The sequence below is a fragment of the Tepidiforma sp. genome (genome assembly GCF_034432735.1).
Lineage (GTDB): Bacteria > Chloroflexota > Dehalococcoidia > Tepidiformales > Tepidiformaceae > Tepidiforma.
Genome location: NZ_DAOUBJ010000091.1, coordinates 25,044 through 38,128 on the forward strand (window position 1 = coordinate 25,044; position 13,085 = coordinate 38,128).

Annotated in this window: 15 protein-coding genes; 10 read left to right on the forward strand and 5 right to left on the reverse strand. The window is 68.8% G+C overall.

Going from position 1 to position 13,085, the window contains the following annotated elements:
- Nucleotides 1-21: 21 nt before the first annotated feature.
- Nucleotides 22-624, forward strand: coding sequence for a PilZ domain-containing protein (locus VAE53_RS08740; RefSeq protein WP_322818993.1), 603 nt, complete (start codon nt 22-24; stop codon nt 622-624).
- A 72-nt stretch (nt 625-696) separates the two neighbouring features.
- On the forward strand, nt 697-1,488 hold the full coding sequence (locus tag VAE53_RS08745; protein ID WP_369294043.1) for a DUF169 domain-containing protein: 792 nt from the start codon (nt 697-699) through the stop codon (nt 1,486-1,488).
- A 1-nt stretch (nt 1,489) separates the two neighbouring features.
- On the opposite strand, the gene VAE53_RS08750 is transcribed toward VAE53_RS08745, so the two are convergent.
- Both VAE53_RS08750 and VAE53_RS08755 read right to left on the reverse strand, forming a co-directional pair.
- Complete coding sequence (locus VAE53_RS08750) at nt 1,490-2,443, reverse strand: alpha/beta hydrolase (protein ID WP_322818995.1); 954 nt, start codon at nt 2,441-2,443, stop codon at nt 1,490-1,492.
- A gap of 129 nt (nt 2,444-2,572) precedes the next feature.
- Nucleotides 2,573-2,827: a hypothetical protein gene (locus VAE53_RS08755; protein WP_322818996.1), complete on the reverse strand. Its 255-nt coding sequence runs from the start codon at nt 2,825-2,827 to the stop codon at nt 2,573-2,575.
- A 144-nt stretch (nt 2,828-2,971) separates the two neighbouring features.
- On the opposite strand from VAE53_RS08755, the gene VAE53_RS08760 reads away from it, so the two are divergent.
- Both VAE53_RS08760 and VAE53_RS08765 read left to right on the forward strand, forming a co-directional pair.
- Nucleotides 2,972-3,781: a phosphatase PAP2 family protein gene (locus tag VAE53_RS08760; RefSeq protein WP_322818997.1), complete on the forward strand. Its 810-nt coding sequence runs from the start codon at nt 2,972-2,974 to the stop codon at nt 3,779-3,781.
- 382 nt (nt 3,782-4,163) lie between these two features.
- A complete protein-coding gene (locus tag VAE53_RS08765) occupies nt 4,164-4,319 on the forward strand; it encodes a hypothetical protein (protein ID WP_322818998.1) in 156 nt (51 codons plus the stop codon).
- Nucleotides 4,320-4,342: 23 nt separating this feature from the next.
- Here VAE53_RS08765 and purM read toward each other — a convergent pair whose 3' ends face one another.
- Nucleotides 4,343-5,392, reverse strand: coding sequence for a phosphoribosylformylglycinamidine cyclo-ligase (gene purM / locus VAE53_RS08770; RefSeq protein WP_322818999.1), 1,050 nt, complete (start codon nt 5,390-5,392; stop codon nt 4,343-4,345).
- A gap of 42 nt (nt 5,393-5,434) precedes the next feature.
- On the reverse strand, nt 5,435-6,370 hold the full coding sequence (locus VAE53_RS08775) for a M23 family metallopeptidase (RefSeq protein WP_322819000.1): 936 nt from the start codon (nt 6,368-6,370) through the stop codon (nt 5,435-5,437).
- A gap of 91 nt (nt 6,371-6,461) precedes the next feature.
- Here VAE53_RS08775 and VAE53_RS08780 point away from each other — a divergent pair, with 91 nt between their 5' ends.
- From VAE53_RS08780 to VAE53_RS08800, 5 genes are read left to right on the forward strand one after another with little or no spacing between them, the layout of a single operon-like run.
- Complete coding sequence (locus tag VAE53_RS08780; RefSeq protein ID WP_322819001.1) at nt 6,462-7,091, forward strand: ribonuclease HII; 630 nt, start codon at nt 6,462-6,464, stop codon at nt 7,089-7,091.
- Complete coding sequence (locus tag VAE53_RS08785; protein WP_322819002.1) at nt 7,085-7,456, forward strand: YraN family protein; 372 nt, start codon at nt 7,085-7,087, stop codon at nt 7,454-7,456. Before VAE53_RS08780 ends, VAE53_RS08785 begins: the two co-directional genes overlap by 7 nt.
- A gap of 56 nt (nt 7,457-7,512) precedes the next feature.
- Nucleotides 7,513-8,604 carry a hypothetical protein gene (locus tag VAE53_RS08790; protein WP_322819003.1) on the forward strand — a complete coding sequence of 364 codons (1,092 nt, stop codon included), beginning with the start codon at nt 7,513-7,515 and terminating at the stop codon, nt 8,602-8,604.
- Nucleotides 8,605-8,663: 59 nt separating this feature from the next.
- Nucleotides 8,664-9,011, forward strand: a complete 348-nt coding sequence (locus VAE53_RS08795) for a zinc ribbon domain-containing protein (protein WP_322819004.1) — start codon at nt 8,664-8,666, stop codon at nt 9,009-9,011.
- Entirely contained in the window at nt 9,008-9,622 is a 615-nt protein-coding gene (locus VAE53_RS08800; protein WP_322819005.1) for a hypothetical protein, read from the forward strand. Before VAE53_RS08795 ends, VAE53_RS08800 begins: the two co-directional genes overlap by 4 nt.
- Before the next feature lie 4 nt (nt 9,623-9,626).
- On the opposite strand, the gene VAE53_RS08805 is transcribed toward VAE53_RS08800, so the two are convergent.
- Nucleotides 9,627-10,631: an isocitrate/isopropylmalate family dehydrogenase gene (locus VAE53_RS08805; RefSeq protein ID WP_322819006.1), complete on the reverse strand. Its 1,005-nt coding sequence runs from the start codon at nt 10,629-10,631 to the stop codon at nt 9,627-9,629.
- A 165-nt stretch (nt 10,632-10,796) separates the two neighbouring features.
- On the opposite strand from VAE53_RS08805, the gene VAE53_RS08810 reads away from it, so the two are divergent.
- Nucleotides 10,797-12,863 (forward strand): sodium-translocating pyrophosphatase, encoded by a 2,067-nt coding sequence (locus VAE53_RS08810; RefSeq protein ID WP_322819007.1) that lies wholly within the window; start codon nt 10,797-10,799, stop codon nt 12,861-12,863.
- Nucleotides 12,864-13,085 lie beyond the last annotated feature (222 nt).

A 13,085-nucleotide genomic window follows, 5' to 3' on the forward strand; every position in this document is an offset into this window, starting at 1 on the left:
CGGAAAGCCGAAGATCCCGGGGTGGACGACGACATCGGCCCAATCGGCAGCCCGGTAGTCGGCGCACCCGCCACCGTCATTCCCCGGGGCGAAGCCGCTGGCGGCCTCGGCACCCTCCTCTCCGACCGCCTCTTCGCCATCATCCTCGCCGTCCCCCACGCCCCCTGGCAACCCGGCGACGACGTCATCATCTCCGTCGGCGAGCGAGGCCAAACCGTCGCCGCCCTCGCCCGCTTCCGCGAGGCCCGGCCCGGCCAGGCCGTCTTCACCCGCCAGAGCCCCTGGCGCCCCTTCGACCGGCGCGCCTTCGAACGCTACCCCGTCAGCATCGCTGCCGACGTCGCCGCCCCGCCCCACCGGTACCCCGCCACCGTCGTCGATGTCTCGCTCGGCGGCTGCGCCATCGAAACCGTGGCCGCTCCGCCCGAGGCCGCCGCCGCCCTCGCCCTCGAGTGGTCCGGCCTCCCCGCGCCGCTCACCGTCACCCTCGTCCGGGCCCGCCCGACAGGACCCGACCGCTTCATCTGGCACCTGCGCTTTCAGCCGCTCACCCCGGCGGCTGACGTCTTCCTCCGCGAACTCATCGCCGCCCTTGCCGCCGAGCTCCAAGCCCCGACCACCTAGTCGCCCACCGACACGCTGCCAACCCCGCTACCATGGACGCCACCCCTCGTCGGAGGTCCCTCCGTGTCGCTCATCGCACCTGAAAGCGTCCACCCCGAAGAACCCGAACACTACGACTGGCCCGCCCTCGTCGCCGCGCTCGAACGGCTCCTACGCCTCCGCACCCCACCCATCGGCATGAAGCTCTTCGAGAGCGTCGAAGAGATGGCGGCCATCCCGCGCATCCGCCGCCCTACCGCCATCCACACCACCGACCAAATCGTCGCCCAGGCCGCCCGCCTCGGCTGGACCGTCGGCATCACCGCCGACGACCTCGTCGGAGCCCAATGCGGCGCCGTCATCGGCCTCCACCCACAGGACGAGGAGTGGCGTTCGGGCCGCCGCATGGCCGGCGTCTGGTTCGAAACACCGGAAGACGCCGCCGCGCACCAAGCCGCCATGGATGTCGTCCCCTTCGGCCGCTACCGCGCCATGGCCGTATCGCCCCTCGCCACCGGCCGGCTCGACCCGCCCGACATCTGCCTCGTCTACCTCACGCCCGGCCAAGCGATCATCTTCATCAACGGGCTCCAGTGGAGCGGCTACCGCAAGTTCGCCTGGGGCGTCGTCGGCGAATCCGCCTGCGCCGACAGTTGGGGCCGCGCCCTCGCCACCGGCGAACCGTCGCTGGCCATTCCTTGCTACGCCGAGCGTCGCTATGGCGGCGTCCTCGACGACGAACTGCTCATGGCGCTCCCCCCCAAATACCTGCCCCGCGCCATCGCCGGCATGGAGCGCCTCGCCGCCAACGGCCTCCGCTACCCCATCCCCCAATACGGCATCCAGGCCGACGCCCGCGCCGGCCTCGCCCGCAGCTACGGCTGACCTACAGGCTCCGCAAGAACGCGATCAGCGCCTCGTTCACCGCCTGCGGCGCCTCCTGCTGCACCCAGTGCCCAGCCCCCGGCACGAGCACCAAGTCCTTCAGGTTCGGCACGTGTTGGCGGATATTCGCCTCCGGCGCGAACCCCCGCACAGGGTCCCTCTCCCCCGTAATGAAGAGCGCCGGCACCGTCACCTTCGCGTTGCGCCACGCCCCCATCAGCTCCCAGTTCCGATCGATGTTCCGGTACCAGTTCAGCCCCCCACGGAAGCCAGTCCGCGAAAATTCGCCCACGAAGAAATCCAGGTCCTCGGCCGAAAGCCAGGGCGGCAGCTCCTCCGGGTCCACCATATTGTCGAGGAACTTCGCCGTCTTCGGTCGCGGCTGCGCCATCTCCGGCCGCGGCACCAAATTCCCCGAAGCCGAGTAGAGCAGCTTCCGCATCGTCGTTCGTACATCCGCCTCCAGCTCGGCCTCTGCCTTGCCCGGCTCCTGGAAATAGAGAATGTAGAAAAAATTGTCCCCGTAGATTGCCTTCATCCCATCCGTCGGGCGCACATCTCCCCGCGGCGTATAGGGCACGCTCATCCCGACCACCGCCGGAAACCGGTCCGGCCGCAAAAGCGCCGAATTCCACGCCACCGGCGCGCCCCAGTCGTGCCCCACGATCACCGCCGTCTCCTCGCCCAACGCGTCGAGCAGCCCCACGATGTCGCCGACCAAATGCAGCTGCGTGTACTGGTCGATCCCCTCCGGCGCCGTCGTCCCACCGTAGCCCCGCTGGTCGGGCGCCACCGCGTGGAAGCCCGCCTCCGCCAGCGCGGCCAGCTGGTGCCGCCACGAATACCACGACTCCGGCCACCCATGGCAGAGCACCACCAGCGGCCCGCTCCCCGCCTCCGCGATGTGCATCTGGATCCCGTTCGTCGCAATCGTCCGATGGCCGATCGCTGTCATCGTCGTGCCCTCCAGCCAGTCTCCGGCATCACCCGGAAGCCGTAGCCTAGCGAACTCCTTCGCACGACACAAAAGACCCCGCTCTCCGCGGGGTCGTCACCAGCTCATCCAACCCTGGGCCGGTCCGAATCAGTCCGAGCTCGCCGGCACCGGCTCCACGTCCCGATCGCCACCCTTCTTCACCCGCTCCATATGCTCCAGGCCCTGCATACTGAAGCCCAGGTCCCCCAGCTCGCAGAGGAAGCTGCAATACGTCAGGCGGAGCGCGCTCGTCGACTTCGAGGGCGAATACGAAAGATTGCACCGTTTGCACCGAATCAGCCCGGTGAACTCGGCATCGCGCCCCAATGGAATGGTCGTCTCGCGGTCGTCCGTAGCGTTCATCGCGTTTTTCCTTCCACCTACAGTATGCGGCACCCAGCCGCAACGTGCTCACTCCATCGCAACCAGTTCCAACGCATTCCACACACCTCGCCCCTCGTCACCCCCTTGCGCGCCCCACTTACCGGGCGGTAGCGTTAACGCAGCGTGAACACGCCCACCGCGCCCCTGGCCGAAGCCCCGCCCGTCGCAACGCCAACGCCCGGGCTCGCTGGCCGCCGCCTCGGTGTCGTCACCGCCGAGGCCGCCGCCACGGCAGCCTTCATGCTCCTCTACTTCTTCCTCCGCGGCGTCCGCCCCGACGACGTCGACGCGGCCGTCGCCCGTAGCCTCGCCCTCATCCACCTCGAACAGCAGCTCGGCCTTTTCTTCGAAGTCCATTGGCAGGCTGCCTTTCTCCACAACGGACCTGCCATGGCCGTCGCCAATTGGGTCTACGCCTGGGGCCACTACCCGGTCATGCTCGCCATCGGCCTCTGGCTCCTCTGGAAAGACCCCATCCGCTTCCGCTTCGTGCGCAACGTCCTCGTCGTCTCCGCCCTCATCGGCATCGCCGCCTATTGGCTCCTACCCGCCGCACCCCCCCGCCTCATGGCCCTCCACGGCTACGACTTCGGCTTCGTCGATACCGTTCACGGCCCCGCTAGCAGCGTCGATTACTTCCAGCCCGGCCCGTTCGTCAACGACTACGCCGCCCTCCCCAGCTTCCACTTCGGCTGGATCCTCCTCTCCTCCATGGCCATCTGGGCCAACACCACCAGCCGCCTCGTCCGGGCGGGCGCCATCGCCATGTCCGCCCTCATGTGGTGGTCCGTCACCGTCACCGGCAATCACTACTTCTTCGACATGGTCATGGGGGGCCTCGTCGTCGTCCTCTCCTGGTGGTTCGTTTCCACCCTCGGCGACGTCCGCTTGCGCCACCTGCCCTCCACCCTTACCCAACGCCTGCGCTGGTAACGTCCACCGCGCACGGCTCCCGCTGCGGCTCGAGATCGAACCCGGGCAAGGGCGCTCCCGCACGCGCCAAGGCAATGCGCCGCCGGCGCCGCCCCGCCCGCGCCGCCATCGCGCGCCAATAGGCCTGCTCGAACATCGCCGCACACGCCTGGCAGATGCCATGCGAAACCGGCCCCCGCCCTTCGTTGCGAACGGCGCCACACCACGCACAAACCACACGCATCGCAAGGCCTCCAGCCGAAAATCGGGCGCACATCGATCATCCTCGGTGCCGCCATCCCCGCGCCATCGGGGGAATCCCCGATAGCGAGCTCCCTACGTAAACCCCTCGTGAAAAGCCCGTTCCCTGTTGGCAAGCCAGTCGCATCGCTACACTGCCGCCGTGACAACCCCCAGCCCCGACGATGCCCAGCCCACCTCGCTCATCGCCGAGCTTGCCGACCATGCCCGGCTCATCGCCGCCCTCGCCATCGCCCTCGGCGCCGTCGCCTGGCTGCTCGTCCCCGCCGCCCTCGCACTCCTCTTCCTTACCTGGTAGCCAACCCCGCGCCAACCCCGCGCCTAGTCCAGCCCCCGCAGCTCCACCGGACGGCCCGTCCACGGGCGCACCTCCCCGATCCGAACCGCCCCCGGAATCGCATCCACCACCGCCTCCACATCGTCGGGCCCCACCACCAGCACCAGCCCCACACCCATGTTGAACACTTCGTACATCTCCTCCGCTGAGACCCGCCCACGCGTCGCGATGAGTCGGAAAATGGCCGGCACCTCCCACGCCCGCGTCTCGATCACCGCCGTCACCCCCGGCGGGAGCACCCGCGGAACATTCTCGCGATAGCCCCCGCCCGTGATGTGCGCCATCCCGTGAATCCAGCCCAACACCGGCCGCACCTCCCGCGCATACGGACGGTGCGTCGCCAAGAGCGCCTCCCCCAACGTCGCGCCCCCGAGCTCCGGAGGCCGCTCCTCGAGCCGCCGCCGCGTCTCCTCCACCGGCTCCCCATTCGCCACATCGAGCGCCCGCCGCGCCAGCGAAAACCCGTTCGTATGGAGCCCCGAACTCGGAAGCCCGATCAGCACATCCCCCGGCCCGATCTTCGATCCATCGATGATGGCGTCGCGCTCCACCACCCCCACGATGAACCCCGCCAGGTCGAACTCCCCCGGCGCATACACATCCGGCATATCCGCCGTCTCCCCACCCAGCAGCGCGCAGCCCACCTCCGCACACGCGTTCGCCACCCCCTCCACCAGCGCCCGCTTCTGCTCGTTCGTCAGCCCATTGCCCGCGATGTAATCCAGAAAAAAGAGCGGCTCCGCCCCGCAGACCAAAATATCGTTCACACTGTGCCCGAGGATGTCCGGCCCACACAGGTCGAGCCTCCCCGCGGCCAGCTGCAACTTCACCTTCGTCCCGATCCCGTCGGCACTCGCCGAGAGCACCGGGTCGCGATACCCATTCCCGAGCCGGAAAAGCCCCGAAAACGGCCCCGCATCGCTCAGCACCTCCGGCCGTCGCGCCCGCGCCAGAATCTCCGGCAACCCCCGAGCGAACGCACTCCGCGCCGCGATATCGACACCCGCCTCCGCGTACTTCCGTTCCTCCGTCACCCCCACAGCCTACCAAAGCCCAGGGCTACCGGCCGATCCCCCTCAGTACGCACGCGGCAACGGCGTCGGAGTGCGCGTTGGCGGCCGCGGCGTCGGCGTCGGTGTCGGCGTCCAGGTCGGCGTCGGCGTGATCGTCGGCGTCGGCGTCACCGTTGGCGTATTCGTCGGCGTCGGCGTATTCGTCGGCGTGGACGTCGCAGTGGGCGGCGCCGAAGCCGAGCCACCGCCACCGCCGGGGAACCAGAGCGGACCATCCGAAAGCGGCGTGCCCGGCGGGATCTTGAAATCGAGGAACTCCTCCGGATTCACCGGCGTATCCAGCCAACGAATCTCGAAATGCAGATGCTCCCCCGTCGAAAAACCCGAACTCCCCGTAATGCCGAGCACCACCTCGTTGTCCACCGCCTGCCCCCGCGCCACCAGCACCGCACTCAAATGCGCGTAAAGCGTCGTCCACCCATCGCCGCAATCCACCACCACGTGAAAGCCATAGGCCGCCGAGTACTCCGTCGAAACCACCGTCCCCGTACACGCCGCATAGACCGGCGAACGGCTCAGCCCCTCGAGCGCGAGGTCGATCCCCCCGTGGATCCGCCCTGGCCCCCGATTCGTCGCCCCGTAGCGGTCGGTCACCCGGCTCCAAGCGCGGAGCGGCATCTGGAACCGGCTCGTCGCAGCCTGCGCCACCTCCGCCGCCGGAAGCGCCCCGGCAGCCGGCACATCCACCGCACCCTCGTCCGTGTGCCCCGCCGGCGAGGGCGTCGGCGAAAGGCCCAACGGTGCCCCGCGCGAACGAGGACCATCCACACCTCCGACCCCCTGAGCGGCCGTCCCTGCCGCCGCGCCGCCATCCTCCGCCCCCGTCCCCGAAGGTTGCCGTGCCGTCATCACCGCCGCCACGCTCGCCACCAACGTCCCGGCCAACATCACCCGAACCGCGTGCGAAACCCGCAGCGGCAACCGAATACGCCCAACCATCGCCTACATACATCGGCCGTCCCTCCCCCTCCGCTCAGCCCCATCCCCACCCCCTTACCACCCACCCGCGAGCTCTCGTACACTCCCGCCCATGGCGAGCCCCACCCCCGCGCCCTCCCTCCACTTCGAACGCCAGGCGTGGCAGGCCGGTGCCGAGTGGGTCGCCGGTGTCGATGAAGTCGGCGTCGGTCCGCTCGCTGGCCCCGTCGCCGCCGCAGTCGTCGCCCTCCCCCGTGGCCGGCGCTACCGCTGGTACGGCGAAGTCCGCGACTCCAAAGTCCTCACCGAAGCCGCCCGCCAGCGCCTCGCCGCCGCCATTCGTCGCGACGTCCCCTGGGCCATCGGCTGGGCCACCGTCGAAGAGATCGACCGCATCGGCATCCTCCCCGCCCGCCGCCTCTGCATGCTTCGCGCCTGCGAACAGCTCGCCGTTCGCCCCGGCGCCATCATCAGCGACGCGCTCGACCTGCCCCTCCCCAACGTCCGCCCGGTCATCGACGGCGATGCCCTCTCCGTCGCCGTCGCAGCAGCCTCGATCATCGCCAAAGTCGCCCGCGACGCCGTCATGGTCGACCTCTGCGCCCGTTACCCCGGCTACGGCTTCTGCCGCAACAAAGGCTACCCCACGCCCGAGCATCGCCAGCGCCTCGCCGAGCGCGGCCCCAGCCCCGTCCACCGGAAGAGCTACGCCCCCGTCGCCCAACACGCCCTCCCGTGGTAACCCCGCGCCAGCGCCTCGGCGCCTTCGGCGAACGCCTCGCCGCCCACCATCTCGAGGCCGCCGGCTACACCATCCTCGCCCGCAACCTCCGCATCGGCCGCCACGAAATCGACCTCATCGCGCGCGATGGCACCACCCTCGTCTTCGTCGAAGTGCGCACCCGCCGGGGCAGCGCCGGCCTCGCCGCCGAATCCCTCGAAACCGCCAAACTCCAGCGCCTCGCCGCCGCCGCCTTCGCCTACTGCCAACGAGAAGGCCTCGACCCCGACACCACCCGCCTCGATGCCCTCACCATCGACCTCGACAGCGCCGGCCGCACCCGCGCCATCCACCACTACCGCGGCATCGAACCCCCACCACTTTGACCCGTCCATCGCCCCCCGCGTATGTTCGCCCCGACCCCTCCCACGGAGCCCCCGCCATGGCGATCACCCCAGCCGACGACTACCTCATCCACCAAACCCCCTACCCCATCGACCGCGTCGCCACCAGCGACCGCAACTTCTACGACCGCTACTTCTTCAACGGCTACAGCCCCGACGGAGACATCTACTTCGCCCTCGCCATGGGCCAATACCCCAACCTCGGCATCGCCGACGCCGCATTCAGCATCGTCAGCGATGGCCGCCAGCGCGTCGTGCGCGCCTCCCGCCGCCTCGGCCCCGACCGCATGGCCACCACCGTCGGCCCCATCGCCGTCGAAATCCTCCGCCCCCTCCACCAGCTCCGCGTCAGCGTCGCCCCCAACCCCTACGGCATCCAGGCCGACCTCACCTTCACCGCCCGCTCCCTCCCCGTCGAAGAACCCCACTTCTTCCGCCTCGCTGGCAACGTCCCCGTCATGGACTACACCCGGATGACCCAGCACGGCGCCTGGTCCGGAACCATCACCGTCGATGGCCGCAGCTACGCCGTCGAAGCCACCACCTGGTGGGGCTCGCGCGACCACTCCTGGGGCATCCGCCCCGTCGGCGGTCGCGACCCCCGCGGCGCCCCACCCCAGCAGCCCCCCCAATTCTTCTGGAACTGGGCACCACTCAACTTCCCCGACCTCTGCACCCTCTACACCGTCTCCGAACACGCCGACGGCAGCCGCTGGCACCAGTCCGGCGCCATCCTCACCCCCTACCCCCACGCCACCATCACCGAAGCCGACGTCGCCTACCACCTCACCTTCCAATCCGGCACCCGCTGGCTCCAGACCGCCACCATCACCCTCACCCCCCCTGCCGGCGAGCCCCTCCAAATCACCTTCCAGCCCCTCTACCCCTTCCTCATGAAAGGCCTCGGCTACGGCGACCCAAAATGGGGCCACGGCATGTGGGTCGGCGAAGACGTCGTCGATGGCACCGAATACCGGCTCGACACCGAAGAGCCCCTCCAAAACCTCCACGTCCAACAGGTCTCCCGCGTCCGCGCGGGAAGCCGCCAAGGACTCGGCGTCTTCGAAATCATCGTCCTCGGCCCCCACGCACCGACCGGCTTTCGCGACCTCCTCGACCCCGCCCCCTGACCCAGCGCCCGCCGGCGCCGCCCATGGACAGCCCGCCGGCCGCTTTCGACAATATCACCATGCCGATCTACGAATTCCGTTGCGCCGACTGCAAAAAGGTGACCAACTACTTCACCCGCAAGATCGACACCGAAGCGCGCCCCCCCTGCGAACACTGCGGCAGCCCCAACACCGCCCGCATGATGTCCAAGTTCGGCCGCAGCTACACCCGCCAGGACATCCTCGAAAAATACGGCGACCCTTCCACCGGGCGTGGCGGCCCCGACGACTACCGCGACCCACGCCAGATCGGCACCTGGGTCGAGAAAAAATTCGAAGAGTACGGCATGGACCTCCCCGAAGAAGCCCGGACCATGATCGACGCCGCCCGCGAAGGCGAATTCCCCGAGCCCGTCAAAGACCTGTGACCGGCACCGGCCCGCTCGAACAGATCGTCCCCGGCATCCTCGAACGGTTCGCCGCCAAAAACACCGCTCGCGAGCAAGCCCTCGCCGCTAGCCGCGTCATCATCCGGAACAGCGCCAATGCCATCCGAGCCGTCCACCGCGGCGAATTCGAGGCCGCTCGCCGCCTCATCGCCGAAGCCCGCGCCACCCACGACGCCGCCACCCATGCCCTCCAGGGCCACGCCGACGTCTACCACGCTGGCTTCCTCCACGACGCCCAGAAAGAGTACGTCGAAGCCGTCACCACCCTCCACCTCTGCACCGGCGGCCCCATCCCCGATCCCGCCCAACTCCGCGTCGAAGATGCCGCCTACCTCAACGGCATCGGCGAAGCCGTCGGCGAACTCCGCCGGGTCATCCTCGATCGCCTCCGCGCCGGCCGCTTCGATGGCTGCGAAGCACTCCTCGCCGCCATGGACGACATCTACAACGTCCTCGTCACTATCGACTACCCCGACGCCATGACCGGCGGCCTGCGCCGCACCACCGACCAAGTCCGGGGCATCCTCGAAAAAACCCGCGGCGACCTCACCCTCGCCATCGTCACCCGCCGCCCCGCCCCCACAGAGTAGCCCCTCAGGCCGGCACCAGCCGCCGAATCACCGCCTCCACGAACCCCCTCGTCCCCAACGTCCCCCCGAGATCGCGCGTCGTCTCGCCCGCCGCGATCGTATCGTGCACCGCATCCACCACCTGCCGCCCCAACGGCCCATGCCCACAAAACTGAAGCAGATAGCCATAGGCCTCGATCGCCCCCGAAGGATTCGCGACCCCTTGCCCCGCAATATCCGGCGCCGTCCCACCCGCCGGGTCGAACACCCCGATCACCGGCTGATGGCTCTTCGAAAACGCGTACGAAGCGCTCGCCCCCAACCCGATCGACCCTACCAGCCCGTACACCATATCGCTCAGAAAATCCCCGTACTCGTTCGGACAAACGATCACGTCGTACCGCTCCGGGTTCAGAATCAGCTTCGCCAACAGCGCATCGAACAACTCCCGCGTGTGGCGCACGTTCCGATACTCCGTCGCCACCTCCGCCACCACCTCCTCGAACAGCCCATCCGTGGCCCGCTGGATGGTGTACTTGCTCGTCGACGTCACCGTCTGCCGGTGCTGCTCCGCCAGCCTGAACGCAAAATGCGCCGCGTGTTCCACCGGCGTCCGCTCCATCACCCGGATACTCACCGCCGAGTAATAGCCGATGCGCATCCCCGCATCCTCGTACGTGCCGCCCGTCGCGATCCGGACCACGTGCAAATCCACCTTCCCCGAATAGTTCCGACTCACCCCCGGATAGCTGCGGCAGGGCCGGTGGATCACCGCCAGCCCGAGCCGGTCGCGCAACACCTGGTTCGGGCTCACCGACTCCGTCACCGTCGGATACTTCATCGCCGCACCCAACTCCCGCGTCGCCTCGATACCCTCCTCCAGCGCCGAAGGAGACGCCTCCCGCCGCTCCAGCGACCAGTCCACCGGCCGGAAGACCACCGGCGAACCCAGCGCCTCGTTCAACGCCCGAACCGCGTCGCGCAGCTCCGCCGCGATCCCATCGCCATTCAGCTCGGCCACTTCGCGCATCGCAAACCACTCCCGTGCTCTTCTGCCCTCAGTCTGCACCCCTTCCCACTTCCCCTCCACTCCGGAAATTTCCCGTAAGGTTGCCCGTTGGTAGGATTCCGCCGGTTCGCCCAACGGCGCGTACCGGCGTAGGCACCGCCGAACCACACTCCACCGGGGGACGAAATGAACAACTTGCTCGTGGCGCTCGGGGCAGGCGTCATCGCCCTGCTCTTCGCAGCCTGGACGGCCCGCCGCGTCCTCGCCGAAGACGAAGGCACCGAGACGATGAAAACCATCGCCCGCGCCATCCAGGAAGGCGCCGCTGCCTTCCTCCGGCGCGAATACACCTTCCTCGCCATCTTCGTCGTCGTCGTCACCGTCGCCCTCGCCGTCTTCATCGACTACGACATCCTCGACCGCTTCGGTCCGCAGCACGGCGAACTCACCGACTTCCCGAGAACCGCCGCCGCCTACGTCCTCGGCGCCATCTCCTCCGCGCTCACCGGCTACATCGGCATGTACATCGCCGTGCGCGCCAACGTCCGCACCGCCGCCAAGGCCCGCGAAGGCCTCAACCCAGGGCTCCGCGTCGCCTTCAACTCCGGCGCCGTCATGGGCATCACCGTCACCGGCATCAGCGTCATCGGCCTCGCCATCGTCTACCTCATCACCCAGGACACCCAGCCCCTCACCGGCTACGCCTTCGGCGCCTCCTCCATCGCCCTCTTCGCCCGCGTCGGCGGCGGCATCTACACCAAAGCGGCCGACGTCGGCGCCGACCTCGTCGGCAAAGTCGAAGCCGGCATCCCCGAAGACGACCCGCGCAACCCCGCCACCATCGCCGACAACGTCGGCGACAACGTCGGCGACGTCGCCGGCATGGGGGCCGACCTCTTCGAGTCCTACACCGGCTCCATCGTCGCCGCCATGGCCCTCACCACCGCCGCCGTCGTCGGCGCCGACAAAGGCGTCTTCGATACCGCCGACGTCAGCAACTGGGACTCCAAAGCCTTCGCCCTCCCCCTCCTCATCATGGGCATCGGCATCATCTCCGCCATCATCGGCACCTTCCTCGTCCGCACCAGCGAAAACGCCACCATGGGCCGCCTCCTCTGGGCCCTGCGTACTGGCATCTTCTCCGCCAGCGGGCTCGTCCTCGTCGGCACCGCCGCCCTCCTCCTCGTCATGGACCTCCCCTTCGACCTCTTCTGGGCAGTCCTCATCGGGCTCGTCGCCGGACAGGTCATCGGCACCGCCACCGAGTACTACACCGCCTACGAATTCCGGCCCACACAGGGGCTCGCCAAAACCGCCGAAACTGGCCCCGCCACCGTCATCATCGGCGGCCTCGGGCTCGGCATGCTCTCGACGGCCATCCCCCTTGTCACCATCGTCGTCGCCATCTGGGGAACCTACCAAATCGCCGGCCTCTACGGCATCGCCCTCGCCGCCGTCGGCATGCTCTCCCCACTCGGCATCACCCTCGCCACCGACGCCTACGGCCCCGTCGCCGATAACGCCGGCGGCATCGCCGAACAGGCCCACCTCGACCCATCCGTCCGCGAGCGCACCGACGCCCTCGATAGCCTCGGCAACACCACCGCCGCCACCGGCAAAGGCTTCGCCATCGGCTCCGCCGTCCTCACCTCGCTCGCCCTCATGGTCACCTACTCCCAGGTCGTCGGCCTCGACACCATCGACATCCTCGACGTCGAAACCATGCTCGGCCTCCTCATCGGCGGCCTCATGCCCTTCGTCTTCTCCGCCCTCGCCATGGGCGCCGTCGGCCGCGCCGCCATGGCCATGGTCAACGAAGTCCGCCGCCAGTTCCGCGAAATCCCCGGCATCATGGAAGGCACCGGCAAGCCCGATTACGCTCGCGCCGTCGCCATCTCCACCGACGGCGCCATCAAAGAGATGATCGCCCCCGGCCTCCTCGCCGTCATCGTCCCCATCTTCGTCGGCGCAGTGATCGGCCCCGAAGCCCTCGGCGGCCTCCTCATCGGCTCCATCGCCAGCGGCTCCGTCCTCGCCCTCATGATGGCCAACGCCGGCGGCGCCTGGGACAACGCCAAGAAGTACATCGAAGCCGGCCACCTCGGCGGCAAAGGCTCCGATGCCCACAAAGCCGCCGTCGTCGGCGATACCGTCGGCGACCCCTTCAAGGACACCGCCGGCCCCGCCATGAACATCCTCCTCAAACTCATGTCGATCGTCGCCGTCGTCTTCGGTCCCCTCTTCATCGGCTGAATCCCTACCCTTCGCATCGCAACCCCAGCGGCCGCCGGTTGAGCACCGGCGGCCGTTTTCTCTATCCTGCGGCCTCCGGGCCATCCGCCCGCAGGAGCCCTCACGATGCTGCTCGCCCAGGCCATCGTCCCCATCGCGATCGTCACCGCGCTGGCCATCGCCGCCGTCTGCCGTGCCGCTGCCCGCGATACCGCCGTCCCCCACCCGTCATCCAACGGCCAA

Bases quoted from the DNA above. Each gene is read 5' to 3' on its own strand.
- VAE53_RS08795 (WP_322819004.1), top strand. From the start codon at position 8,664: ATGCCGATCTACGAATTCCGTTGCGCCGACTGCAAAAAGGTGACCAAC.
- VAE53_RS08805 (WP_322819006.1), bottom strand. From the start codon at position 10,631: ATGCGCGAAGTGGCCGAGCTGAATGGCGATGGGATCGCGGCGGAGCTG.
- VAE53_RS08755 (WP_322818996.1), bottom strand. From the start codon at position 2,827: ATGAACGCTACGGACGACCGCGAGACGACCATTCCATTGGGGCGCGAT.
- VAE53_RS08775 (WP_322819000.1), bottom strand. From the start codon at position 6,370: ATGGTTGGGCGTATTCGGTTGCCGCTGCGGGTTTCGCACGCGGTTCGG.
- VAE53_RS08780 (WP_322819001.1), top strand. From the start codon at position 6,462: ATGGCGAGCCCCACCCCCGCGCCCTCCCTCCACTTCGAACGCCAGGCG.
- VAE53_RS08750 (WP_322818995.1), bottom strand. From the start codon at position 2,443: ATGACAGCGATCGGCCATCGGACGATTGCGACGAACGGGATCCAGATG.
- VAE53_RS08810 (WP_322819007.1), top strand. From the start codon at position 10,797: ATGAACAACTTGCTCGTGGCGCTCGGGGCAGGCGTCATCGCCCTGCTC.
- VAE53_RS08790 (WP_322819003.1), top strand. From the start codon at position 7,513: ATGGCGATCACCCCAGCCGACGACTACCTCATCCACCAAACCCCCTAC.